The organism is Polaribacter sp. Q13, from assembly GCF_016858305.2.
Classification (GTDB): Bacteria; Bacteroidota; Bacteroidia; order Flavobacteriales; family Flavobacteriaceae; genus Polaribacter.
In genome coordinates this window covers 3,159,545-3,185,383 of sequence record NZ_CP074436.1, presented here as the reverse complement: position 1 = coordinate 3,185,383, position 25,839 = coordinate 3,159,545, and the positions used below count along the sequence as shown (strand labels likewise).

The window sequence follows — 25,839 nt, the reverse complement described above, 5'->3', positions numbered from 1 at the left end:
AAATTATTTAGCGGATAAAATTTGCTTATATTTATTTTGATCTTTCAGCAATTTAACTGCCTCTTCTACAACCAAATCTTTCGTTAAATTATGTGTATAAACCCCTTCTTGATAATAGTATTTATTTAATATTTCTTCTGTTAGGGTTTTCTTTAAAATATCTTTGTTTTTTGTTATCTCATTAATCTTATCCTCAAATAATTTTTCTTGAATTTGTTCATATTCTTTATAAATATTTTTTAATAAGGATGCCTTATAAGCTTCTTTAAACAAAGCTTCTTGTTTGGTAACAAATGTGGTGTCTAACTTTAGATAATTGGTGAATTCTACAAAATCTGCATCTTTAAAGTCAAAATCAATATCTTTTTCTATGGATGGATGTTGATAATAATAATTTACAGAAAAATTAAAAACCGCTTTAGAATTCAATAACTTCTCTGTCGCTTCCGTTTTTTTCGATGTTTTAATGACTACATCTGGTAAAACACCACCGCCATCATATACTTTTCTTCCGTTAGCCGTTTTAAATTCATGAACTCCTGTATCAGAAAATTTAGGAACTTTTCCATTTTTATCTCTGTTCGTATAATCTAATTCTTGAATACATCTACCACTTGGGGTATAATATTTAGAAATAGTTAATTTTAACTGCGTACCATAAGTCAATTTTCTATAACGCTGCACCAATCCTTTTCCAAAAGAACGTTTTCCCATAATTACAGCTCTATCATAATCTTGCAAAGACCCACTTACAATTTCTGAAGCAGAAGCAGAACGGCCATTTACTAAAACAACTATGGGGATTTCTAAATCTAAAGGTTCATTGGTGCTTTTGTAAGTATTACTCCATTTTTTAATTTTTGCTTTTGTAGTAACAAGTGTTTTTCCCTTTGGCAAGAAAAAGTTACAAATGTTTAAAGACTCTAATAAAGAACCTCCCGGATTTCCTCTTAAATCGAAAACAAGCTTTTTCATTCCTGCTTTCTTTAACTTTCTAAAAGCTTTTTTTACTTCGGATGAAGCTTTTTCATTAAATCGTGTTAATACAATATATCCAGTTTCTTCATCTATCATTTCAGAAAAAGGCACCGGATTTACAACCACCTTATCTCTCATTATTTCTTTCTGAATGTTTTTTCCTTGTCTTTCTATCTCTACAGAAAAGGTACTGTTAGGTGTTCCTTTTATCAACATAGAAAGTTGCTCTCTTTCCATATTTTTCACAGATTGCCCATCAACAGAAACAATAACATCTCCAGATTTTAAACCTGCTTTATCTGCAGCATCTCCTTTAAAAATTTCTTTAATCTGAATTCCTTGTTTTAAATAATAGATAGAAACTCCAATACCTCCATATTCGCCTTCTCTTAGAATTCTGGCATCTTCTACATCTTGCTCATTATAGAAATTTGTATAAGGATCTAAATCTTTAAGCGTATTTTTAATTGCTTTTTCTGTTAATTCTGCAGGATTAATTTCATCTACATAATACATATTTAACTCCTTAAATAAAGTATTGTAAATTTCAATTTGCTTTGCAACCTCAAAAAATTTCGATTTAAAAGCAAAGGATAAAAAGATTGTTCCTACTAGAAGAACAATAATTGTATTTTTCGAAAACTTAAATCTCATCATTTTTCTTAGTATTTATTTCGCTAACAAACCGAGTTAGTAATTTTTCCATTTTTAAGTACATCTCTTCATACGTACATTTTTCTTTCCCAATATACGAAATCATAAAAACATAAGGTTGCTCTATATTATTGTAGACAATTTCTTTTTGCAAACGATAAGATTCTCGCATTAACCGCTTAATTCTATTTCTATCTACAGCCAATTTAAAATTACGTTTTGGAACAGAAACTCCAACCTGAGCAGGGAATTTTGAGGTATGTTCTGTTTGTAAAAAAATCATTCTAAGAGGAAACGCCTTCACAGAATTCCTCTCCAAATAAAGTTTTTCTATGAGCTTTTTACTCTTTAAACGCTCTTCTTTTCCTAAAGTATGCTTCATGCATACAAACTTAATAGAAAAGAACTAATTTTCCATCCTTTACCTTCCTGAACTTTACACTTCTTTAATTTATTATAAAATTTACAATCCTTATTTTTGGATTAAATTTACATATTCTTTAATAAATGAACATGTAAATTTAGAATTATCTAATTTTAAAAGAAACTCAACATGAAACAAGACCTTTTTCAAGCCCCAGATTATTATAATCTAGATGATTTATTAACAGAAGAACACAAATTAATACGAAATACAGCTAGAGAATGGGTAAAACGAGCTGTTTCTCCTATTATTGAAGAATATGCTCAAAAGGCAGAGTTTCCTACTCAAATCATAAATGGTTTGGCAGAAATTGGTGCTTTTGGCCCTTATATTCCTTCAGCATATGGTGGCGCAGGCTTAGATCAAATTTCTTACGGATTAATAATGCAAGAAATAGAACGAGGCGATTCTGGAATTCGTTCTACCGCTTCTGTACAATCTTCATTAGTAATGTATCCTATTTTTAAATATGGAAATGAAGTACAACGTAAAAAGTATTTACCCAAATTAGCTTCTGGCGAATGGATGGGATGTTTTGGCTTAACAGAACCAAATCATGGTTCCAACCCTAGCGGGATGGAAACGAAGTTTAAAGATATGGGAGATCATTATCTTTTAAACGGTGCAAAAATGTGGATTTCTAATGCGCCTTTTGCTCAAATTGCTGTGGTTTGGGCAAAAAATGAAGAAGGTAGAATTCATGGACTAATTGTAGAACGCGGAATGGAAGGTTTTACAACGCCTACAACTCATAATAAATGGTCTTTGCGTGCTTCTGCAACCGGAGAACTTATTTTTGACAATGTAAAAGTGCCTAAAGAAAACTTATTGCCTAACAAATCTGGATTAGGAGCTCCGTTAGGTTGTTTAGATTCTGCAAGATTCGGAATTGCATGGGGAGCAATTGGTGCGGCTATGGATTGTTATGATACCGCTTTGCGTTATTGTAAAGAAAGAGAACAGTTTGGCAAACCGATTGGCCAGTTTCAATTACAACAGAAAAAATTAGCAGAAATGATTACAGAAATCACCAAAGCCCAATTATTGGTTTGGAGGCTTGGAACTTTAAGAAATGAAGGAAAAGCAACTTCTGCTCAAATTTCTATGGCAAAACTTAATAATGTAAATATGGCAATTACCATTGCAAGAGAAGCAAGACAAATGTTAGGCGGAATGGGTATTACTGGAGAGTACTCTATTATGCGCCACATGATGAATTTAGAAAGCGTAATTACCTATGAAGGAACGCATGATATTCATTTATTAATTACAGGTTTAGATGTAACTGGTTTAAGTGCATTTAAATAATTTTTCTTACATTTGGTTAAACGTTTAAACAATGTTGAAATTATCACAAAAACAACTAAACCGATCTATTTTCAACAAACTATAAATACACAGTATTTCAACAACTTAGCTTTAAGAATTATACATTATTTTTATCGTTGAATAAAATTACAATCATGCAAGAAACGAGAAACGACATTATTCAGTTTATCAACCTACAATTAGCTTCTTTAGGGCAGCCTACTTTTAAAGACAAACCAGAAAATTCTACTCAATTTTTAGATCCAAAATTTGAAGAATTAACGGGTAGTCTTATTACAAGTATTCAGCAGAGATCAAGATTATTATCTAACCATCTTTCTCCTATAGATACAAGAATACAAGAATTTATTAATGATTATTTAAAAGAGGTATCTATTAATAAATCTCTTGTAATACCAAACAACACTCTTGTTTTATCTAAAAAAGGTCAAGCAAGAGAGATTAGTTTGCCGCCAGATGGAGATACTTTTAAAAGCGATTTAGTTACCACAAATAGAGTAAAACAAGGTATTTTAAACAATCCTTTAAACGATAAAAGAACCACAAAAGGTACTTTTCATATTGTGGAAGGTAGTTTACCTGTACCATTAGATAAAAAAGAGGTGCCAAAAGAAACTTTTGCTCATTTATTACATTCTGCTTTTAATCCTTCGGATGATTTAAAAACACTTCCGTTTACTTCTAGTCAAGAAAACCAAGCAAAGGTAATGGTTTCATCACTTTTAAGACCTGTGGTTTGTCCGGAGGTAAAAGGAGTCATTTCAGAAAAATCGTTAGAAGTTCACTTTTTTGTTCCAGGAAACTTGGTCAGTAATTTAGATTTTGTTGAATCTATTTTCGGTAATGCAGGAGATCATAATTTAGCACAAAATGATGCTGCCTTAGATACAGAGCATTGGACTGGGCACACAGGTTGTATTGTTTTAGCGCCTCAGTTAAAAGAATTAAAAAAGAAAGATGTGGGTTTACCTCATTTTGATGATGCTACAGAACGTCAAAGAAAAGACGAAATGTGTTGGAAAGATGAAAACGAACTTTATAATGAAGGTGGTGCTTTTAAAATTACGTGTAGAGATGATAGAGGTGTTGTTATTACGTTAATTGCAGACAATTACTACGGATACTCTAAAAAAGAAATTAAAACGCAAATTAGCTACTCTGCCAACTTATTTGGTTTAGTAGAAGAAGAACATGCTGGTGGTGCCATTGCATTTGCTAGAAGAGTGATGGGAGATACCGTAGATGGTAAAGTGCAATCTGAGTACTATAACTTTAAACATACTTTTGAGGGTGTAAAACAACTTTTAGGAGATAGTATAGAAGTAAAACCAGAAAATTATGCGGTAGATAAAAAATACCCAAATATTGTTTACATTCCAGAATTTTCATACATAAACACCAACACCAACAGTATTACTTGGATGCATAATAGTAAAGAGCAAAAATTAACATTGTCTCCTTACAAAACTTATGTACATCCTACTGGAAGTAAATTAAAATTAGAAAAACATAAATCAATAGATTTATGGAGAATTATAGAAACCTTTGCAGAAGGTGTTTTTTGCCATAAACCTTGTACTGTTTCTGGTGGTGGTAAATCTGAGATTTCTAAACCAATGCAAAATGCAATTACGTATAGTACTTTTAATATTCATAATATAGAAGAAGACTTTAAAAAAGCAGACGAAATTATAGAATACGTTTATTCTAATCGATGGAAAGTAAAAGATCCTAACAGACCTGTATCTAGATCTTTTTTAAGTGAAAAAAGAACGTTAAGTTCTGCCGTTAAATTATTAATTCCGTCGAAGCATAATTCTGATGAGTTTAATCAATTTTTAGAAGAAATTCCTGTTCACATTCGTTCTTTGGTCCTTTTTGTAAAAAGGTTGTTTAGACAAGCACACGGAAATTTCAACTGGAAAGATTGTATGTCTGTAGAAATTATCAACGGAAAAAAAGGAACAAGCCTTTTATACAACAACACACCCGTTGTAGGTAGTTATGTTCGTATCGGTTTTAACCAGCAAGGAAACTGGATGTTAAACAAACTGCGTTCAGATTTTTCTCCTTCAGAAAAAGTACAAACAGAAGATGATATTACAGCTTCTATTACCATACCAAGAAATCAATTAAAAAACTTAAATCCAGAATTTACAAATAAGAGTTTAAAATTATTAACTAATTGTGAAGCGCATCTTTTTCAAAGACCAGATGAAGCCGTAGTAAGAGGTTACGATAAAGCTGCCGAATTAGATTTAGTAACAAACGGACGTTTTTTAACCAACTACGAATTACTAAAAAAAGAAGATGCAATTGCTTTATATGAAGACACCATCAACTTTGATAAATACACACAACCTGTTAAAGACTTTGTAGAAAGTATTGTAAAAAGTGATAAAAAAGAAGCGTTTTTTGCGCTACCTTCTCATACTAGAATTGTAAACGGAGAACCAACAAAAAACCCTCGTTATCTAGAGCCTTGTAAAAATGTTGTAGAAACAGAAGAAACTTATTTAGCAGATATTGGTGTTCGTTTGGTAAGAAAAATTAACTTAAACGAACCTGTATATCATGTGGTAAATGCGGTTTTACCAGGTAGAAGAAATAACCCTGTGGATAAAGCTGCAGGAATAAGACCTTTAGCAGTTTACAACCCAATTCACTATCAAGAAGCACCAGAATTATTTATGGACTTTATCTGTAGTTTAACAGGTAAATCTCCATCTACAACCGGTGCTGGTACGGAAGGAGCTTTAACAAAAGCACCTTTTAACATGTTAACGCCAACAACAGACTTAAACAATGCATTGTTATCTCATATTTTAACCGAATCTAACGGTTTTAGTACCGCTGCAGGTTATGTAGGTGCAGAAAATAAAATAGACCACGATGTAAGTTTATTAATTCCTGAAATATGGGCAAGATTAGAACCGAAAGATAGAGATCCTAAAGAGTTAATTAAAAATGGTTCTTTAGAAAAAATTAATGATTTTGAATACGAAGGAGAAACTATTTTAGCAAGTAGATTAGGGTATAGAATTACAAAAAATTTCTCTTATACATGTATGCATCGAATTTTTGATGAGCCTACAGCTGTTTTTAGCGAAAGAATGTTAAAACCAGAAATGCAAGGTTTAGAAGATTATGTAGACGGAATTAAAAATATTGTAGAAGCACAACAAAAAGTAGCTTTAAACTATTTTGAAGATGGTAGTATCGCTGCTGCAATTCCGCCTTTAAAAGTACTTTTACACATTATGGCATATGGTAATTATGAAGGAAAACACATTAGTGACCCAGAATTACGCGAACTGTTTGAAAGAGATTATGTGATTAATAGCGATTGGTATAAAGAAAGATTGCAATTAAAACAACAAAAGGATATCGCTTTCTATGCGAATCAGATTAAATATTCTGAAGATTTTATAGCAAATCCTTATAATAATTCTATTACTTCTGAAATGGATATCAATACTCGTTTAGAAAACTTAAAATTACAATATAAGTATGTAAATTCTACGGAATACCTAGAAAGTTTAATGGGTACAATAGGTACAGATCCTTTATACAGAAAGGGATAATAAATAATTTACGCTAAGAAGCTTTTAGCAAAATATTAGGGCATCGCTTACAGTTGATGCCCTTTTTTTTATACTTATTGCAACAGTTACTCTTTGGTTTTATGCAATTTGAAGAACAAACACTATCACATACAGATGTATTTAATAGAGAAGCTACAGGCTTATTTTCAGTATAAAAAACGATCATAATAAATAATTATGTCGCAAATATAGTGTTTATTTAGAATAAATTAAAATAACCATAATTTATAAACGTTCATAAATTATATTTCGAAAATAAGAAAAGGTTACATGAACCTTACAACCTATTTTCATTAAAACTCATTAATGGAATGTTTCCTAAAGTTTCCATTTTCTTCACTAAATCTACATGAAAAAGCATATTTATTATTCCTTTTGAATTTCTTTCTAACATCGTAACCATATCTGCATTTTTGTCTTCTAAATAGGTTTTTAAAGACTCAAAAATATTTTCTCCATAAATTATTTCAATATCAATATTATTATATTTTACTTTTTCATTCAACAAATTCATAAACCAATCCCTCTTTTTTATTTCGGTACCATCTTTTAGTGCAGAAATATGAACGATTTGTATCTTAGCATTAAGAGGTTTAGCCATACTGACTAAATTGTCAATTGCACAGACATCTTCTTCTTCAAAATCTGAAGCATACACAATTGTATCCATTCTATATAGGTTTGCATTCTTTGGCACAATTAAAACAGGGCAAAGTGCTTTTGATATAAGTTCTTTTGCTTTATTTTCTATAAGTAATTCTTTCAGCCCCATTTCACTTTTTGTCCCACTTATTATTAAATCTGCATGTAAGCTATTGGCTTTTTTTAGAATTCCGTTTATCACAGAATCATCGGCAATTGCCTCAAAACTTACGTCCAATTTTTCTATATCTCCCCCATAATGTACCTTACAAAAATCTGTTAGTATCTTGTTATGTTTTTCTTTGGTCTTGCCCCCAAAACTATCTGACACAAATTCATACACATAAATCACAAACAAACTTGCCTGTAATTTTTCACTTAAACTAAAAGCATATTTTAATGCTGGTATTGAATTTTCTGAATAATCTGTAGTGTATACTATTTTTTTCATTTTGTGAAATTTAACCCCCAAATTTAAATATCATAAATAAATTCTAAAATGACACAGATCAATTTATTCAAAAAAACAACGTACTAGTTTTCCTAAAATTTTGTTAAAACACCTGAATTTCTAATTTTCAAATTAAACCTTTACTTATAAAAATAGTTACATATATTCAACCAACCCACAATAATGAAGAAAATTACATTCCTTACCTTCTTACTTTTAAGCTGCATTACCTATTCTCAATCAAAAAAATTCGAAATTACCGGAACAATTAAATCTTTAGAAGATAATGAATTGTTAGAATCTGCAACGGTACATACAGAAAGATTAAAAGACAGCAGCATCATTGCCTATACAATTACCAACTCTAAAGGTTATTTTAATATTGGTGGAAAAACTGCAGATGCTAAAGTAAAACTAGTCGTTTCTTATATTGGTTACAAACCTTATACAAAAATAATAAGTGTAAAAGACCAAAATATTGGTACCTTAATTTTAGAACCAGCTAATGTATTAGATGCAGTTGTAATTAGATCTAGTGCACCCATCACCATTAAAAAAGATACGGTAGAATTTAATGTAAAATCTTTTAAAACCAAGAAGGATGCTAATGTAGAAGATTTATTAAAAAAATTACCTGGTGTAGAAGTAGATGATGAAGGAAAAATAACCGTAAACGGAAAAGAAGTTAATAAAATACTCGTAAACGGAAAACCTTTCTTTGGAAATGATCCTACTATTACTACGAGAAATTTAACGAAAGATATTATCGAGAAAATACAAATTTCTGATACAAAAACAAATGCTCAGGCTTTTTCTGGTGAAGATTCTGATGGTGAAAATAAAACCATTAACTTAACTATTAAAAAAGAAAATAATAAAGGCTATTTTGGTAAAACTGCCGCTGGTATTGGTACAGACAAAAAGTATGAGTATGCAGGTATGGCCACTCGTTTTAAACAAAGTGAAAGAATTGGTCTTTTAGCAGGTGGTAACAATGTAAATTCTCCTGGTTTTAGTTTCGGAAACCAACGTTTACAGTTTGGTGGTAATAACAGAAGTTTTGGTGGTGGACAAGGTATTGTTACTTCTAATAACTATGGTCTAAATTACATCAATGCTTTTGGAAAAATGTTTGAGCTTTCTACAGATTATTTTTATAAAAACAGTGAATCCGATAATAAAACAACCCAAAACCGTGAAACATTTTTAGCTGATGGAACTAGCTTTACCACAAATTCTAACAATACTTCTTTTAATGAAAGTAATAGTCATGATGCAAGCGTAGATTTTGAAATTGAAATAGACAGTACTTTTAGAATTGATATTGAATCTGATTTTAATGCAGATATAAATAAGAACACTTACACCAGTGCTTCTGAAAGTTTTAATAATAGCAGTACACTTACCAACGATTCTAACTCTAATTCTATTGCAGACTCTAATAGTAAAAAGTTTGATAATGAGGTAAATTTAACCAAAATGTTTGGTGATAGAGGTGCTTTTTTAAGAGTAGAACTTACAGCAAATGTAAATAACTCTGATACTGAAGACTTGGTGAAATCTGAAACCAATATTTATGGAGATAGCCCAAATCAAATAATTAGAGATCAGTTTTCTGATGGAAATACAGACAAAACAAAAATTGGTAGTGAAGTTACCTATCGTTATCCAATATTATCTAGACTTTTATATTTAGATGTTAGTTATGAATATTCCAATACAAAAACTCAAAAGAAAAGAAGTACGTTTAATTTTGATAAAAACACCAACAACTACACCGATTTTAGCGACCTATTAAGTACCGATTTTGAATATCAAGATAACGTTAAAAAACCACGTGCAAAGCTATCATTCAGAAATGAAAAATGGTCTACATCTGCAAGCATCGCTTACCTAAACAGGACTTTAAAAAACACAGATTTTTTAAGGCCAGAAACCAATTTAGAAAGAGAATTTAATAATTTAGAATACGGCGTAAATATTCGTTTTAGGAAAGACAGAACAAGTAGTTACCGATTAAGATATAATTTTAAAAACGGAACGCCTTCATTATCTCAATTACAGCCATTTAGAGACGAATCTAATCCTTTAAACATTGTAACAGGTAATCCAGAATTAGCCCCAACTAAAACACACAGCTTACGTTTTGGAGCATCTAATTTTAATTGGAAAGAAAGAACTGGTTTCTGGGCATTTGGTAATATTTCTTTAACGAATGACAGAGTAGTTGCAAATACCGTAATTGATCCTAACACTCTTATTAGAGAGACTTCTTATGCCAACGTAGATGGTTTTTATAGCGTACAAGCTGGCGGAAGTTATAGCGTTACAAAAAAATGGGAAGATTTTGGTAGCTTAAAATCAGAATTTAGAGTTTTCGGTAACCACAATAAAAATATTAACTTTAACAATGGCGTACAATACTCTAGTAAAGCAACCTCTATTTCGCCAAGAATTGGTTTCGATTTTATGTGGGATGACATCTTACAGATTAGACCTTCATACTCCATTTCTTTTAACAGAAACACGTACGACATAGATAGTTTTAGTGATAAAAATTTTACAAGTCATGATGTATTAATAAGTACCTCTACCTTTTTACCTAAAAAGCTAGAATGGCGAAATGATGTAAAATATAATTTCAACCCAAATATTGCAGACGGGTTTCAAAAAAGTGCTTGGTTTTGGAATACCACTTTGCGTTATTCAATCTTAAAAGATCAAGGAGCGGTTGGTATAAAAGTGTATGATATTTTAAATCAGAATACAAACGCAAGAAGAGTAGCTACAGAAGATTATATTCAAGATTCTTCTAGTACCGTTTTAAAACAATATGCAATGCTAACTTTTACCTGGAAATTTAATAGTTTAGGTGGTGAAGGAAAAAAGTTTGAACCAAAAAGAGGAAGAAGATATCATTAAAAATAGGGTTTGTTTTGTTAAAAAGGTTGATGAAATTACTTTCATCAACCTTTTTTTGTAAATCTAAATTTATTCTAGCTTCTTATAAATATTCAATTTCAGTTCGTTCAGATGCTGAAACAAGTTCCGTATGACAAGATTAAAACCTTTTAAAACAGTCGGTTTGTTATATCAGTGTTATTAAAAGTAACCTAACAAGAAGAACAAGAACCACCTTCTTTTTTAACACCTAATTTCACTAAAATCGTTTCAAGTAAACACCATTTTGTAAATGCAGATTGAATTAAATTTAATCCAATAAAAACTCCAAACCACAACCAATTTACACTCACATAGTAGGTTAATGCAACCATTAATAAAACCATTACTCCTACTATAACTCTAAAATATTTATTTAACATTTCTTACTTTATTTTTTTAATTATATATATCTTTCTACTGGAAGAACAATTCCTCTAACAGGATTATTAGTTTCTGCATTGTTATTAAACGCTGCTATAAGATTGAAGAGTCCATCAATTTTTTCCTCTTTAGTAAAAGAAAAAAACATAATAGATTCATTACCGTTCTTTTCTGCAGAAAACCAGTTAGATGCTTTTAACAAAGAAGGCGCATTTTTATAACCATCAATATCAGAACTACTAAAGTTTTCAATATTTGCTTTCTTGAAGATTTTTAAAACCTCCTTTTGAAATTCTTCGACTGCTGTAACTATTACTAATTTCATGAGTTTTTTCTTTTTTGCTTCCCGAAGATATCTCGGATAATAGCAGATTTTTATGGAACTCTTCTGCGTAAATCCGCGAAATCTGCGGGAGAATTAATACCTATTTATAATTTTTCTTCTCTATCATATAATATACCAATGGCACAACTAACAACGTTAATACTGTAGAAACAATCGTTCCTCCCATTAATGATATTGCTAGTCCTTGAAAAATAGGATCAAACAAAATAACGAATGCTCCAATTACAACGGTCCCTGCAGTTAATAAAATTGGAGTTGTTCTTACTGCTCCTGCCTCAATACAAGCTTGTTTTAAAGGAATACCTTCATCTGTTCTTAAGTTGATAAAATCAATTAACAACACTGAGTTCCGTACCATAATTCCCGCCAGGGCAATCATTCCAATAAAAGAAGTTGCCGTAAAAAAGGCACCCATAATCCAGTGTCCTAAAATAATTCCTATTAATGATAACGGAATTGCCACCATCATTACAATTGGTGCTTTAAAGTTTTGAAACCATCCAACAATTAAAATATAAATTAAAATAATGGCTCCCATAAAAGCAATTCCTAAATCTCTAAAAACTTCTAAGGTAATTTGCCATTCTCCATCCCATTTCACAGTATAATCATCTTCAAAATCTGGCTGACCTAAATACATTTCGTTTAATTTAAAGCCTTCAGGAAGTTTTATTTCTTTCAACTTATCTTCCATTCCCAAAATAGCATACGCCGGACTTTCTAATTCTCCCGCCATATCAGCAGTTACATAAACTACACGTTTTTGATTTTTTCTATAAATGCTTTTTGCGGCTGTAGTTTCTTTAATTTCCACCAAATCTGCAATAGGCACCATATTTCCTTGTTTAGATTTTACTTTCAATTGAGAAATATCAGAAATAGTAGACTTTTCTTTTTCATCTAAAGTCAACAATAAACCAACTTGGTTCACGGCATTTTCATCATACAAATTAGTAACAGGTCTGTTAGACAACGCCATATTCATGGTATACGCAATTTGTTGTGGTGCAACTCCGTACAACATTGCTTTTTCTTTATTTATTTCAAATTGATATTCTTTTTGGTCTGCTTCCACCATCCAATCTACATCTACAACATCCGCAGTATTTTTTAAGATATTCTGAACATCATTGGCAATTCTCATTTGCTCATTATAATCTGGTCCATATACCTCAGCAACAATGGTAGATAAAACTGGAGGTCCTGGTGGAACTTCTACCAACTTTACATTTGCATTATATTTAGCAGCAATACGTTGCATTTCTGGTCTTAATAATTTTGCAATTCCATGACTCTGAATCGTTCTATGTTCTTTATCAATTAAATTCACTTGAATATCTGCCATATTAGACCCACCACGTAAATCGTAATGACGTACCAAACCATTAAAAGTAATTGGTGCAGAAGTACCTACATAATTCTGATAATTTACCACCTCTGGTCTTGTAGCTAAATATTGCGAAATTTCTTGAGCAACCACGCCTGTTCTTTCTAAAGTGGTACCTTCTGGCATATCAATCACCACTTGAAATTCGTTTTTATTATCAAAAGGCAACATCTTTACAGCAACAGATTTTGTAAAAAACAAGACCATAGTAGCCATTAAAACAACAAATGTTCCTCCTAAAAACAACCAACGTAACTTTCCGTTTTCTAACAAAGGTCTTTCAAACTTGCTATAAATTCTATAAATAAAAGTTTCTTCTAAAGGTTTTTCAACTTTCTCTACACCACCTTTTTTGTCTTTTTCTCTTAAGAAAATATATCCTAAATAAGGGGTAATTGTCAATGCTACAAATAACGATAAAATCATTGCAATTGATGCTCCAATTGGCATTGGCGCCATATAAGGCCCCATTAAACCAGACACAAAAGCCATGGGTAAAACAGAAGCAATCACTGTAAATGTTGCTAAAATTGTTGGGTTACCAACCTCATTAATTGCATACAAAGCCGCTTGTTTAAAAGGCAGTCGTTTCATCTTAAAATGTCGGTGCATATTTTCTGCAATAATAATGGAATCATCTACCACAATACCAGTTACAAATACCAACGCAAACAAGGTAATTCTGTTTAGCGTGTAATCCATCATATAATAACTCAACAACGTTAAAGCAAACGTAATCGGCACAGATAAAAACACCACTAAACCACCACGCCAGCCCATTGCTAACATAACAACTAAAGTTACTGCAAAGATAGAACCAATAAGATGCCACAATAATTCAGATACTTTATGAGACGCTGTTTCTCCGTAATTTCTTGTAATTTCTACATGTACATCATCCGGAATTAAAGTGGTTCGTAAGTGATCTACTTTTGTTAAAATAACCTCTGCAATTTTCATGGCATCGGCTCCTTTTCTTTTGGCTACAGAAATTGTAACTGCAGGATATTCAGATTTGTAATCTCCAGATTTTTCACTCCCTTTTCCAAAACCTAAAGACACATAATTTTGTGGAATTTCAGGCCCATCTACAATATTGGCAATTTGCTTTAAATAAATAGGTCTGTTCTGCTGCACACCAACCACTAAATTCTCTACATCTGTTACAGACGCTAAAAACTTACCAGTATTTACTAAAAATTCGGTATCATTTTTATCAAAACTACCAGAAATTAATTGGGTATTATTGGCTTTTATCATTTCAGAAACCGATAAGAAATCCAATCCGCTTGCGGCCAATTTATCTTTGTCTAAAACTACACGTAATTGACGATTTCTTCCACCAATTTTATGCGTAATAGAAACATCATTTACCTTCTTAATTTCCGATTCTAACTCTTGCGCCATTTGACTTAATTGATAATCGCTGTAGTTTTCACTCCACAACGTTAAACCCAACATTGGCACATCATCAATAGCACGTGTTTTTACTAACGGAAACGTAACACCCGCAGGCATTTGATCCATGTGTTTGTTAATTTCGTTGTATAATTTCACAAAAGAACGCTCAATATCTTCGCCCACATAAAATTGCACAATTACCATTGCTTTTTCATTCATAGAAGTAGAATGCACATACTCCACTCCCTTAATATTCGAAATTAATTTCTCTAAAGGTTTTACAACTCTACTTTCTACTTCCGTAGGACTCGCACCCGGATAACCCACAAAAATATCTGCCATGGGCACATCAATTTGCGGCTCTTCTTCCCTCGGAATCAAAAACGAAGCATACACACCAACCACCATAAAAACGATCATTAGCAACACGGTCAATTTCGATCCAATAAAGACTTTTGCAATTTTTCCAGCTAAACCTTCTTTCATATTTTCTTATATTTTGGGCGTTTTAACAGGCTATCCGTTACAATCTTTTTTTGCCATATATGGCAGCAAAAAAAGGATTTCCACTGCTATCCTTAACGCGACAATTCTTATTCTTAACTAAATTTGTTATTTTATTTATACCTACAAAGTTTTTAAAACCATGAAGGAGTACTCGTTACTGTATACTACAACTACCTACTGATGACTGAATACTGAGACTGTAAACTGAATACCGCCTACTGAACACTAACTTTAGCCCCATTAAATAACTTCCCTTCCGCAGAAACGATGTAAGATTCATTAGCATTTAAGCCTGATAAAACCTCAACACTATTTCCATACGTTCTACCTAAACGCAACCAACGCAACATTGCTGTATTACTTTCACTTACCGTATAAACTCCAGATAATTGACCGTTAGTTACAATTGCTTTATTAGGAATTAAAACCAATTCCGATTTTACTTTTCTTTCTACCGGAAACTGAACTGTAGCAAACATCCCTGATAAAATAGACACCTCTGTTTTGTCTAAATTTATTTTCACTAAATATTGTCCACCTGTATTTTTAGCAGAAGTACTTACTTCCGTAACTTTCCCTGTTAATGTTTTGTTCATAGATTTCACTAATACATTTACCGTTGTTCCTTTTTTAATTTGCGAAATTTCTGTCTCAGGAACCATGGCAATTACTTCAAACTCTTTAGGAGTTTCTATACTAATTAAAGGCATTCCTGGGTTTGCCATATCGCCACTTTCAATATTTTTACTTGTAACTACACCACTAAAAGGCGCTGTTATGTTAGAATACGCAAACTGTGCATTAATTTCATTTTTCATTTGATTTGCAGATTCTAAACCTGCTTTTGCCATTTCGTAATTTGCAGTCATGTCATCCATTTCTTTTTGAGTAACACTTTTACTCTCAAATAAATTTTTAAAACGATTGTAATTCTTTTCGGCGTTGTTAAAAGCAGTTTTTGCTTGCGTAATTCCTGCGTTTACTTGTCCTTTTTTAGCTTGTAAATCAGCATTATTAATAGACACTAACAACTGCCCTTTTCTAACTTTATCACCTACATTTACATGAACTTTTTTTACATACCCCATCATTCTTGTGCTTAAATCTGCACTGTTAGATGCTTGTATTTTTCCACTTACAGACAAAAACGGACTGTTACTGTTTACGGCAACTTTGCTAACTGAAATTTTAATTGCAGGTGTATTGTCTACTGCTGCCTTTTTTTCTTCACTTCCACAACTCGTCATTATTAATGAAGCTGTAAATAATGCTATTATGTGTATGTATTTTTTCATTGAATTTGGTTTTATTTTTTACTGTAAACTGCGACTGCTTGCTGTCAACTTTCTTTATTTCTTGGTTAGGAAGTTTAAATACGTTTGTGTAAAATTGAATTGATAAATTGTTTGATAATATTCTAATTGTTTTTGCGCAAATTGCGTTTCTGCCATTAATAAATCAGATGTTTTTTCTAAACCTTCTTTAAACCTGTTTTTTCTAATTCTTAAAGACTCTTCAGATTGTTGCACCGCTAAATCTGTTAATTCTAAACTGTTTTTTGCATCTACCAATTGACGTTTTACTTTGTTCAACTCTAAATTACTTTTAGACACATATTGATTGTATTCTAACTTCGATTTTTCTAATTCGGCTTTACTTTTTTGTGCTTTTCCAAAACGTTTAGAACCCTGAAAAATATCCCAACTTAGTTGGGCACCAATTAAATACCCATTTGCATCACCCTGAAAAATTTTATTGTCATACATTTCATAACTACCAAAGGCATTTAAACGCGGTAGAAAAGCCATTTTATCTGCTTTATTCATGGCTTCGTATGCTTTAGAAGCCAAGTGCATTGCTTTTATATCTGCTCTATTTTCAGAAATTGTTTTGTTATCAACATTAAAACTAACAACAACTAAACTTTCTGTTGGTTTATATAAAACATCGCTTTCATCATTCATTAAAAATGATAGATAATTAGAGGCATTTTGCACATTACTTTTTGCCATCTGCAATTGGTTTTTAACTTCTGTAACACGTATTTCAACATTTAAAACATCTGCACGTTGCAAAAAACCTTGTTTAAAACTATTGTCTGCCATTTGTTTATTGGCATTTGCAGCCTCTAAAGCCTTTTCTAAAACTTCAACTGCTTTGTATGCTAACTGCAATTGCATATAAGATTTATCCACTTCAAAGGCTAAATAATCTTGCGTTCTTTCCGTTTTTAAAGACATGGCTTCCATTTTAGTTTTGGCTGCTTTTCTTTTATAAAAACCATCTAAATTAATTAAGGGTTGCTGAATTTCTATCTTCGTTGCAAAGTTTCTAGTAGTTGTTGGATCATTTAATAATGATGGATTAAAATCTGCAGCTGTCAATATTTCTTGGTTCAATTTAGATCCAAAAGACATTAACGGGTTTGTGGTAGAAATACCAGTATGACTTGCTGTAATGTTTGGTAAAAACACGGCATTTGTTTGTCTATAATCTGCTTTAGAAGCATTAAACTCTTCCTCAGAAATCTGAATCGTTGTATTTTTCTCTGCAACTTTAGCTAAGACTTCTACTTTTGATATTGGTTTTACTTCTTGCGCTTCTACAAGGAAAGTAACTGTAAATAAGCAGAGTATGGTTATGTATATTGTGTTTTTCATGTATTCTTTAATTATCTGTGGCAAATGTACATTGGATAATTTCTCAAGTCAGTAACATAAGTTACCGAGCAAAGAATGATAGTTCGCTATAGTTGCATACTTATTTCTAGGAAACGCACAGATTCACTATTACAAATAGAATTATGAGTGATTGTAGAATAAAGGAATACGTTTTTTTCCTGAAGGCTTAGGAATAATATATCTTTTTTAAATACCTTCACATTTTAAAACTAAATCGGCATGAAAATTACAGCGGCTTATACAGACCTTTATCAACTTACTATGGCTCAAGTCTATTTTAAGACGAAACCAGATGGACGAGCCGTCTTTGATTATTATTATCGCCACAATCCTTTTAATGGTGGCTATTCTATTTTTGCAGGATTAGAAGATGTATTAAATGTTTTGGAAACTTTTAAATTCTCTACTTCTGATATTGAATATTTAAAACAGCATGGATTTGAAAGTGATTTTTTAGAATATTTAAGGAATTTTAGTTTTAAAGGAACTATTTTTTCAAGTAAAGAAGGTGATGTTGTTTTTCCTAATCGCCCTATTTTACAAGTAGAAGCGAATATTATTGAAGCACAAATTATAGAAACTTTTTTACTAAACATTCTTAATTTTCAGACTTTAATAGCAACCAAAGCAAGCAGAATTAGATATAGTGCAAAAGAGGAAGTTCTATTAGATATGGGTTTACGTCGTGCCCATGCCACTGGAGGCTATTATGCATCAAGAGCCGCTATAATTGGTGGTTTTGATAGTACAAGTAATGTCATTGCTGCCAAAGATTATAACATTCCGTCTACGGGTACAATGGCACACTCATTCATACAGAGTTATAAAGAAGAAATACAAGCATTTAGAGATTTCGCAAGCATACGACCAAAAGGCTGTGTACTTTTAATAGATACCTACAATAGTTTAAAAAGTGGATTACCAAAAGCGATTACGGTAGCCAAAGAAATGGAAGCTAGAGGAGAAAAATTACTTGGAGTTCGTTTAGATAGTGGGGATTTGGCATATCTATCTAAAAAGACGAGAGAAATTTTAGACGAAGCCGATTTAGATTACGTAAAAATTGTAGCCTCTAATCAATTGGATGAATATGTTATAAAAAGTCTTAAAGAGCAAGGAGCACCTATTGATATTTTTGGTGTTGGAACCAATTTAGTTACAGGAAATCCAGATGCTGCCATGGATGGTGTTTATAAATTATCAGAATACAATGGAGAACCAAGAATTAAGCTTTCTGAAAACATTATAAAAGTATCACTCCCTTACAAAAAACAGGTTTTTAGAATGTTAGATGATAAAGGCATGTTTTATGGTGCAGATGCTGTAGCCTTGTATAAAGAAGGAGAGGTAGCGAAAATAGAACATCCTTTTGATGCTACAAAAAGTTTAAATTTAGATGCTTTTAAACAAGAGCCATTGCTAGAGAAAGTTATGGAAAATGGAAAAAAAATAGTTCCTTCTAGATCTGTTTCTGAAATTGCTGAATATTCTCAATCGCGTTTAGCACAGCTTCCAAATGAATACAAACGTTTTCAAAATCCGCATATTTACAAAATAGGACTTAGTTTAAAATTAAAACAAGACCGTGATCAATTGATACAAGAACATAAATTCTAAATTGAATATTCATGAGACTATTGTGCCTATCATGATTATATATTAATTTCAAATAAAAACGATTTATGAAAATACTCCTTATAATCGATGTACAAAACGACTTTATTCCCGGTGGATCACTTCCTGTTCCTAATGGAGATAAAATAGTTTCAATTATCAATGAGATACAACCTAAATTTGATTTAGTGATTGCTACCCAAGATTGGCATCCTGAGGATCATATTAGTTTTGCTTCCAATCATATTGGAGCATCTCCTTTTGATGAAATTGAAATAAAAGGACAATCACAAACCTTATGGCCAAATCATTGTGTACAAGGATCTAAAGGAGCAAAATTGCATCCTAAACTAAACACATTAAAATGTGAAACCATTTTTAGAAAAGGAACAGATAAAGAGATTGATAGCTATAGTGCCTTTTATGATAATGGACACCTAAAATCTACAGGATTAGCTGGATATTTAAAAGAAAAAGGAACTACCCAACTTTTTATCTGTGGTTTAGCATCCGATATTTGTGTTTATTATTCCATTCGGGATGCTGTTAAAGAAGGTTTTGATTGTTTTTTTATTGAAGATGCTTCCGAAGCACTAGACAATGAAGGTTTTAAGAAAATTAAAGAAAAAATGGTTGATATGGGTGTAAAAATTATTTCTTCGAAATCCATATAAATTGTAGATTATAAAACAAAAAAAAGAGAGCCTAAGCTCTCTTCTTTCAAGATATTGAAACCAACCAACATCTTTAACCAACTAAAACTGATAACCACATCAATTTACTTTTCTAGTGCCTCCATGCCCTCCTGCTACAATAACCATAATTTTAACACTTAAAATTATAAATTTAAAAAATTGAAGAACTGGGTTCATCATTCTAAATTTCATTCTTGGTGATATTCTTTTCATGATCTTTTAATATTTTATATTTTTCACTAAATACGGTAACTACTTACTATTTTACTCTGCAATTAACTTTTTAAGATTTGATCCCTATTCAGGAATCAACCTGTTTTAGTTTGATCCCTATTCAGGAATCAACCACCAAAAAGGTTTCATTTTTGCTTTATAAATAAATGCATGATGTAACATTAATTTTAACCAATGTCCTGCCAGACCAATGGCTCCAAAAGTTTTTCCTAAATGTCTTCCGTGAGAATCTGGATATTTTTCAAAATCTGGCACTATAGGAAAAGTGGTAATACTTACCCCACTTCCTTTCCAAAAACCAAACCCTGCAGATGCAATACAAGCTGCCCCCATATTTCCCATAGAACCTCTATGGTTTAAGGATTCCTTGTTCGTTTTTATAGAATCTATAATATTTTCTGAAACTAGTTTTGCTGTAATCCCAGATGGCATTCCTGTTCTTGGTGGTGCAGGAAATATTGCTGTACCGTTTTTACTAAATCTTGGTTTAGAAATAGTATGCGGAGGAGCAAATGCTATTCCGGGAGCAAAAATATTTTTATAACTTGGGTTTTGATACGTTTCTGGCCAATCTTGTACAGACCATTCTTCATAAGGTTTTTGCGTGTAATCTGCATCTACCAGCATAAAACCTTTAAATAATTTTTCGGTAATCTCTTTTTCGTTTTTATCAAAAGCTTTAAAACCATGACCAGAAAAAGCAGGAATTAGCATGGCAAAATCATAGGTCTCAGATTTCTGTTCTCCATCTAAATTTTCGTAATGCGCAATACCATCTTCTATTTTATTTACTCCAGCTTCTAAAATCCATTTAATGCCTCTATCATCAAAAATCATTTCTACCATTTCGCTAGATTTCATAATCATGTCTCCATAGCTCATTAACACGCCATCCATTCCAAAATCTCCTAAACTATATTCATTAGAAATCCATGTTATTTCTGCCATGTCACGTACTTTGTGATTGCGAAGTTCTTGTTCTACATTTAATATATACTCAAAAGCAGCTCCCTGACAAGTAGATTTTGCATGCCCCGTACCAATAAGAATTTTTGCTTTTTTACCCTTCTTCATTTCTTGAATTAAGGCTTTTAAGCCTGCCCAAGCATGATCTGCATGAGAATAAGTACATACAGAATAAGCTTTATTTTGCCCAGGTATTAAGCCTTCTGTAGCTTCAAAATCTAGTTTTGGACCTGTAGCATTTATCAAATAATCGTAGGTTACTTTTTCTTGCTGGCCTTTATTTTCTCCAACAACATATTCTGCTAAAATGTAAGGTTTTTCTTCTTTTTTATCTCCTTCAGGATGAAACGAAAGTGCTTTGGCTTGTTTATAACCAATTCCTTTCTTTTTATATAATGGTGCTAATGGAAATAAGATTTTTTCTGATTTCATTCTACCAATACCTACCCAAATATTAGATGGAACCCATTGATAATTGCTGTTTGGAGAAACAACAACTACCTCATGCTCTTTAGATAATTTTCTACGTAAATGAGCAGCAGCTACGTGACCAGAAATTCCTGCTCCCAAAATGACAATTTTAGACATGTGGTTATTTTTTAGTAAAGTTAGATTCAACCAGACAATTACACAGTAACTTTTGTTACATTAATAGCACTAATCCTTAATTATTTTTTTTTCAATAATATTTGTGTTATTCTTAAACTTTAAAATGTATTCGCCGGATGCCATTTCTGATAAATCTAAAGGGATGGTTTGTAATCCAATTGAATTCTCTATTTCTTGAGTTTTAACTTTTTTACCTAGAATATCATACACATCTAAACTGCTTTTTTCTAAATTCGGAATAAATACATCTAAAGAAAAAATAGCTGTTGACGGATTTGGATATACTTTAAGATTATAAATATTGTTTAAATTCAGTTTTACTTCACCTGTACTCAAAGTAGTTTTGTTTATAAATACTTTAAAAGCCAAGTTACTAGCACTACTTTGCGAACCATCGTTTATAAAAAAAATATTTTCTTGTGTGCTTTCTATTCCTCCAAAAATATAACCCGCTAGAGTATTTCCTTCTTGCAAATTATTAATTGCTATAATTTCTTCCGTTAAAAAAATAGAAGTATCGTTTGTTGGAATAAATTCTGCTCCAGAACCTAACAATGTCGGCATTTCTATACCCAAACTACTTTCTGTCATAGAACCATCGCTAAATCTAGAAACCTTGCTAATGGTTTTTACAAAAGGCACATTATCATCTTGAATTAAATTATTATTTGCATCTAATTTATACTGACTTAAACCTCCAAAAAATAAGGTATGCATGGTATTATTATCAGTATCATAAATTGGAATTTTAGCACTGTGATATTGACTTAAATATTGATTAAATGTATTATTTACCGTATAACCAGAAGCAGAAACATCTACCGTATTTAACCAAGGTAAATTTGCTGTAGGTTGAAAAACACCGCTAAACATGGTAAAACCTTCGCTTCCATCAGGAAAAATTTGTGGCGCCATATTATAGTCTCTTCTGTGTAAGTGATCGGTGTCGTTTTGTGCTGAATAATTTACGATGGAAAGATTTGTGCCATCATCATTTATTTTAAAAGTTCTAATTTCATCTGTATAACTCTGAATAAAACCTTGCGCATTATTTGGACCTTGAGGGTTGTATTTTCCTTTAAAATATTGTCCTCCACACAAATAAAAAACATCATTTAGCAAACCTAATTGTCCTCCAGTTACTGCCAAATTTGTGTTGGATATTTGTCTAAAGAAAGAAGTAATAGTTGTGTCATTAATAACAGCGTTCGCTAATCCATCTACATCTATTGCTGTTAATTTATCATAGGTAATATGATCATTATCTGTGGCACTAAAACCATAACCTCCAATAATATAAAGTGTATTTTCTTTCTGATAAAACTCTTGATTTGTAGCTTGTAACTGTTCAAATATAGACGCTTGTAAAACACTAAGTGTAGTGCTCCATGTTTTATTTGCAACCGGATCTATCACATAAACACTTTTGTTGTTATCGTTTTCTAGGAAAGTAGTGTTAGGTTGTCTTTGATGTAATCCATCAATTCTACCTCCAATAACTATCCATTTTCCATCACTCGTTTTTCCCCAAGAAAAGGAATGTACACTAGGTGCGTCTATGATTGTTAAAGGCTCTATTTGAACTGTAAATTGGTCTTGAGCAAATAAATTAAAAAACACCAATACAGAAAACGCTAGTACTACATGTTTTTTCATCATAATTTGTTCTTGAAAAACAAATTTAAGTTGAATAAAGAAGAATAACGGTATCTAATGTTACACTGGTTTACCTATTTTACTTCCACAAAATCTAAATCTAGCACATTAAAATTATTAGCTGCTTTTACCAATAAAGTAGAACCAATAGTTTCGAACAAATCATTTGTTTTAAGTATAAATTGCGCTTGTTTTTCAATTTTATAATTCGGAATTCCTACTACAGTTAAGTCCGTAGATTTTGAATATTTTTTTATCAAATCGTAAAAAGGAATTTGGTCTACAACATTTTCTACAATCACAATTTCTACAAGTACCCTAAGATCTTCTACTAGTTTAGCTATTTTAGCTTGAATAATAGTTGGGTTTACATCGTTATTATCTACAAATAAAACACGAATAGAAGTTTGATCCCACTTAGGAGCAGCAATAATAAAACGAGCAATATTTAGCATCATTTCTGCATTTTTACTATCGGTTTCTCGCCACCATAAATCGATGGTTTGATATCGACCAAATTTCGATTTTCTGTCAAAATCTAAATACAATAAATTATAATCTAAGTAGAGTAAGGTCTCCGTCATTTCTTCATATTCTGAAGAACCCTCAAGTCCCTTTGGCCAACCCATCATAATTGTATTTGGTTCTATACCAGAAAACCCAAAAGTTGTGGCAATGTTGGTGATTCCTTTATACAGATTATCTACTTTTATTTGTCTTGCAAAAATTCCTAAATCATTATAGATATCTTCTCTAACAACCTGTTCTGTCTTTTTTAAAGGAATTTTGTTCTTTTTATCTACAATCAACTTAAAATTGGTAACCACACCTATTTTACCAGAAATAGCTTTACTTAGTTCTAATAAATATCCTTGATGTTCACTGCTACCACTAAAAAGAATAATATTTGGGTTCCAACTAGCGTTAATATCATGTTTTGTATCAATCTTCATCAATCCTTTATTCACCACATTTTCCCAAACACTTTTCCAGATATCGGTAGAATTTATTTTCACTTCCTTGCGTTGTAACATAAAATACAAACCACTAATTACAGCCAAAGCCCCTATCATTGCAATCATATCTAGTTTAAACATCACCCCAAAACAAGCTACAAAACCAACCAAACCAATCCATCTTTTAATTTTAAAAGTGGGTTGAAAGTCTGGATTTGCCCAACTTTCTAAAAAATAAGAGATATTAATAAAACCATAAGCAGTTAAATAAAACATCGATACTACACGTGCAATAACATCTAATTCACCAATTAAAATTCCGGCTTCTGCAATTAGAAACACCAATAATAACGCGTTTACAGGTTCATTACTTTCACCGCTACCTTTGGCAAAAAAACGAGGGGTAACTTTATCTACAGACATGGCTTGTAAAATTCTTGGTCCGCCTAAAATTCCGCCTAAGGCGGATGATAATGTGGCTCCCCAAACCCCAGCAATTACGGCAGGAGCAAAAAAGGCTACTTTCATTAAAATATTATAATCTGTTTTTAAAACATCAGCATTTATGGTGTAGGCTATAAAAACGGCTAATACTAAATAGACTAGTAAACCAACTCCAATGGCAAATAAAGTACCTCTTGGAATAGAGCGTTTCGGGTCTTCTAAATCTCCGCTCATGGCTATACCGGCTGTAAAACCAGTAACAGCAGGGAAAAATATAGCAAATACCACTTCTAAAGGAACAGCTCCTCCGGAAGAAAACATTGGAACTGATTGTGGTGCAAAATCGGGTGATCCAAAAAATATGGAAACAAGTGATAACACAATTGCACCTAAAATAAAATATTGTGATTTTATAGCAGCAGAAGTACTAATTAATGCCAATGCCGTTAGCACTACAAGGGCAATAGTTCCTGTAACTCTGTAATCATTTATAGTCATTCCAAAGCCAAAATATCCATTAAAACTTTCTGCAAAACCTATTAAATACAGTGCGATAGAAAAAGCGGTTCCCACATACAAGGCAATACCAATAGAACCACCAATTGGCACTCCCATACTTCTAGAAAGGACATAGTAAATTCCGCCTGCACCAATTTTTTTATCAGTAGCAATAGAAGATACACTTAAACCGGTTGAGATAGAAATTACATGCGCAATTATTATAATTAGAATAGCGCCTAATAAACCTGCGTTTCCAACTACCCAACCCAAACGCATGTACATAATTACACCTAGAATGGTAAGTATTGATGGTGTAAAAACACCTGCAAATGTGCCGAATTTTTTTGTGTTTGACATTTCTTAAATCCTATTTATTAAAAAGAACTAATCTGAATACAATTTTTGAATGCTGTATTCTTTTCCTACTGCAAGGTA

General features: G+C 31.9%; 17 protein-coding genes. 5 read left to right on the top strand and 12 right to left on the bottom strand.

Annotated features, from left to right (window positions below; genetic code table 11):
• Nucleotides 1-3 precede the first annotated feature (3 nt).
• Together JOP69_RS13355 and rnpA are read right to left on the bottom strand one after the other, a co-directional pair.
• Nucleotides 4-1,635, bottom strand: coding sequence for a S41 family peptidase (locus JOP69_RS13355; RefSeq protein ID WP_368377940.1), 1,632 nt, complete (start codon nucleotides 1,633-1,635; stop codon nucleotides 4-6).
• A complete protein-coding gene (rnpA, locus tag JOP69_RS13350) occupies nucleotides 1,622-2,014 on the bottom strand; it encodes a ribonuclease P protein component (protein WP_203393295.1) in 393 nt (130 codons plus the stop codon). The genes JOP69_RS13355 and rnpA overlap by 14 nt, the downstream gene beginning before the upstream one ends.
• 171 nt (nucleotides 2,015-2,185) lie before the next feature.
• Here rnpA and JOP69_RS13345 point away from each other — a divergent pair, with 171 nt between their 5' ends.
• Entirely contained in the window at nucleotides 2,186-3,364 is a 1,179-nt protein-coding gene (locus JOP69_RS13345) for an acyl-CoA dehydrogenase family protein (RefSeq protein WP_203393296.1), read from the top strand.
• A 155-nt stretch (nucleotides 3,365-3,519) separates the two neighbouring features.
• Nucleotides 3,520-6,969, top strand: coding sequence for a hypothetical protein (locus JOP69_RS13340; protein ID WP_203393297.1), 3,450 nt, complete (start codon nucleotides 3,520-3,522; stop codon nucleotides 6,967-6,969).
• A gap of 298 nt (nucleotides 6,970-7,267) precedes the next feature.
• On the opposite strand, the gene JOP69_RS13335 is transcribed toward JOP69_RS13340, so the two are convergent.
• The gene (locus tag JOP69_RS13335; protein ID WP_203393298.1) at nucleotides 7,268-8,083 is read right to left on the bottom strand and encodes a universal stress protein; all 816 of its coding nucleotides are present in this window, start codon (nucleotides 8,081-8,083) and stop codon (nucleotides 7,268-7,270) included.
• 183 nt (nucleotides 8,084-8,266) lie between these two features.
• Between JOP69_RS13335 and JOP69_RS13330 the strand changes: the two genes are divergently transcribed.
• Nucleotides 8,267-11,005, top strand: coding sequence for an outer membrane beta-barrel protein (locus JOP69_RS13330; RefSeq protein WP_203393299.1), 2,739 nt, complete (start codon nucleotides 8,267-8,269; stop codon nucleotides 11,003-11,005).
• Nucleotides 11,006-11,196: 191 nt separating this feature from the next.
• On the opposite strand, the gene JOP69_RS13325 is transcribed toward JOP69_RS13330, so the two are convergent.
• The 5 genes from JOP69_RS13325 to JOP69_RS13305 all read right to left on the bottom strand — a co-directional run bounded on the left by JOP69_RS13325 (nucleotide 11,197) and on the right by JOP69_RS13305 (nucleotide 17,708).
• Complete coding sequence (locus tag JOP69_RS13325; protein WP_203393300.1) at nucleotides 11,197-11,406, bottom strand: DUF2892 domain-containing protein; 210 nt, start codon at nucleotides 11,404-11,406, stop codon at nucleotides 11,197-11,199.
• 20 nt (nucleotides 11,407-11,426) lie between these two features.
• A complete protein-coding gene (locus JOP69_RS13320; protein ID WP_203393301.1) occupies nucleotides 11,427-11,732 on the bottom strand; it encodes a hypothetical protein in 306 nt (101 codons plus the stop codon).
• A gap of 100 nt (nucleotides 11,733-11,832) precedes the next feature.
• Complete coding sequence (locus JOP69_RS13315) at nucleotides 11,833-15,027, bottom strand: efflux RND transporter permease subunit (RefSeq protein WP_203393302.1); 3,195 nt, start codon at nucleotides 15,025-15,027, stop codon at nucleotides 11,833-11,835.
• Between the two features lie 236 nt (nucleotides 15,028-15,263).
• Nucleotides 15,264-16,343 (bottom strand): efflux RND transporter periplasmic adaptor subunit, encoded by a 1,080-nt coding sequence (locus tag JOP69_RS13310; RefSeq protein ID WP_203393303.1) that lies wholly within the window; start codon nucleotides 16,341-16,343, stop codon nucleotides 15,264-15,266.
• 54 nt (nucleotides 16,344-16,397) lie between these two features.
• Nucleotides 16,398-17,708 (bottom strand): TolC family protein, encoded by a 1,311-nt coding sequence (locus JOP69_RS13305; RefSeq protein WP_203393304.1) that lies wholly within the window; start codon nucleotides 17,706-17,708, stop codon nucleotides 16,398-16,400.
• A gap of 240 nt (nucleotides 17,709-17,948) precedes the next feature.
• On the opposite strand from JOP69_RS13305, the gene JOP69_RS13300 reads away from it, so the two are divergent.
• Both JOP69_RS13300 and pncA read left to right on the top strand, forming a co-directional pair.
• The gene (locus tag JOP69_RS13300; RefSeq protein ID WP_203393305.1) at nucleotides 17,949-19,346 is read left to right on the top strand and encodes a nicotinate phosphoribosyltransferase; all 1,398 of its coding nucleotides are present in this window, start codon (nucleotides 17,949-17,951) and stop codon (nucleotides 19,344-19,346) included.
• 65 nt (nucleotides 19,347-19,411) lie between these two features.
• Entirely contained in the window at nucleotides 19,412-20,017 is a 606-nt protein-coding gene (pncA, locus tag JOP69_RS13295; protein WP_203393306.1) for a bifunctional nicotinamidase/pyrazinamidase, read from the top strand.
• A 99-nt stretch (nucleotides 20,018-20,116) separates the two neighbouring features.
• On the opposite strand, the gene JOP69_RS18740 is transcribed toward pncA, so the two are convergent.
• The 4 genes from JOP69_RS18740 to JOP69_RS13280 all read right to left on the bottom strand — a co-directional run bounded on the left by JOP69_RS18740 (nucleotide 20,117) and on the right by JOP69_RS13280 (nucleotide 25,761).
• Entirely contained in the window at nucleotides 20,117-20,251 is a 135-nt protein-coding gene (locus JOP69_RS18740; protein WP_302850181.1) for a hypothetical protein, read from the bottom strand.
• A gap of 117 nt (nucleotides 20,252-20,368) precedes the next feature.
• The gene (locus JOP69_RS13290; protein WP_203393307.1) at nucleotides 20,369-21,826 is read right to left on the bottom strand and encodes an NAD(P)/FAD-dependent oxidoreductase; all 1,458 of its coding nucleotides are present in this window, start codon (nucleotides 21,824-21,826) and stop codon (nucleotides 20,369-20,371) included.
• A gap of 69 nt (nucleotides 21,827-21,895) precedes the next feature.
• A complete protein-coding gene (locus tag JOP69_RS13285; RefSeq protein ID WP_203393308.1) occupies nucleotides 21,896-23,506 on the bottom strand; it encodes a T9SS type A sorting domain-containing protein in 1,611 nt (536 codons plus the stop codon).
• A 71-nt stretch (nucleotides 23,507-23,577) separates the two neighbouring features.
• Nucleotides 23,578-25,761, bottom strand: coding sequence for an amino acid permease (locus tag JOP69_RS13280; protein WP_203393309.1), 2,184 nt, complete (start codon nucleotides 25,759-25,761; stop codon nucleotides 23,578-23,580).
• Between the last annotated feature and the right edge of the window lie 78 nt (nucleotides 25,762-25,839).

Bases quoted from the DNA above. Each gene is read 5' to 3' on its own strand.
- JOP69_RS13355 (WP_368377940.1), bottom strand. From the start codon at position 1,635: ATGATGAGATTTAAGTTTTCGAAAAATACAATTATTGTTCTTCTAGTA.
- rnpA (WP_203393295.1), bottom strand. From the start codon at position 2,014: ATGAAGCATACTTTAGGAAAAGAAGAGCGTTTAAAGAGTAAAAAGCTC.
- JOP69_RS13345 (WP_203393296.1), top strand. From the start codon at position 2,186: ATGAAACAAGACCTTTTTCAAGCCCCAGATTATTATAATCTAGATGAT.
- JOP69_RS13340 (WP_203393297.1), top strand. From the start codon at position 3,520: ATGCAAGAAACGAGAAACGACATTATTCAGTTTATCAACCTACAATTA.
- JOP69_RS13335 (WP_203393298.1), bottom strand. From the start codon at position 8,083: ATGAAAAAAATAGTATACACTACAGATTATTCAGAAAATTCAATACCA.
- JOP69_RS13330 (WP_203393299.1), top strand. From the start codon at position 8,267: ATGAAGAAAATTACATTCCTTACCTTCTTACTTTTAAGCTGCATTACC.
- JOP69_RS13325 (WP_203393300.1), bottom strand. From the start codon at position 11,406: ATGTTAAATAAATATTTTAGAGTTATAGTAGGAGTAATGGTTTTATTA.
- JOP69_RS13320 (WP_203393301.1), bottom strand. From the start codon at position 11,732: ATGAAATTAGTAATAGTTACAGCAGTCGAAGAATTTCAAAAGGAGGTT.
- JOP69_RS13315 (WP_203393302.1), bottom strand. From the start codon at position 15,027: ATGAAAGAAGGTTTAGCTGGAAAAATTGCAAAAGTCTTTATTGGATCG.
- JOP69_RS13310 (WP_203393303.1), bottom strand. From the start codon at position 16,343: ATGAAAAAATACATACACATAATAGCATTATTTACAGCTTCATTAATA.
- JOP69_RS13305 (WP_203393304.1), bottom strand. From the start codon at position 17,708: ATGAAAAACACAATATACATAACCATACTCTGCTTATTTACAGTTACT.
- JOP69_RS13300 (WP_203393305.1), top strand. From the start codon at position 17,949: ATGAAAATTACAGCGGCTTATACAGACCTTTATCAACTTACTATGGCT.
- pncA (WP_203393306.1), top strand. From the start codon at position 19,412: ATGAAAATACTCCTTATAATCGATGTACAAAACGACTTTATTCCCGGT.
- JOP69_RS18740 (WP_302850181.1), bottom strand. From the start codon at position 20,251: ATGAAAAGAATATCACCAAGAATGAAATTTAGAATGATGAACCCAGTT.
- JOP69_RS13290 (WP_203393307.1), bottom strand. From the start codon at position 21,826: ATGTCTAAAATTGTCATTTTGGGAGCAGGAATTTCTGGTCACGTAGCT.
- JOP69_RS13285 (WP_203393308.1), bottom strand. From the start codon at position 23,506: ATGATGAAAAAACATGTAGTACTAGCGTTTTCTGTATTGGTGTTTTTT.
- JOP69_RS13280 (WP_203393309.1), bottom strand. From the start codon at position 25,761: ATGTCAAACACAAAAAAATTCGGCACATTTGCAGGTGTTTTTACACCA.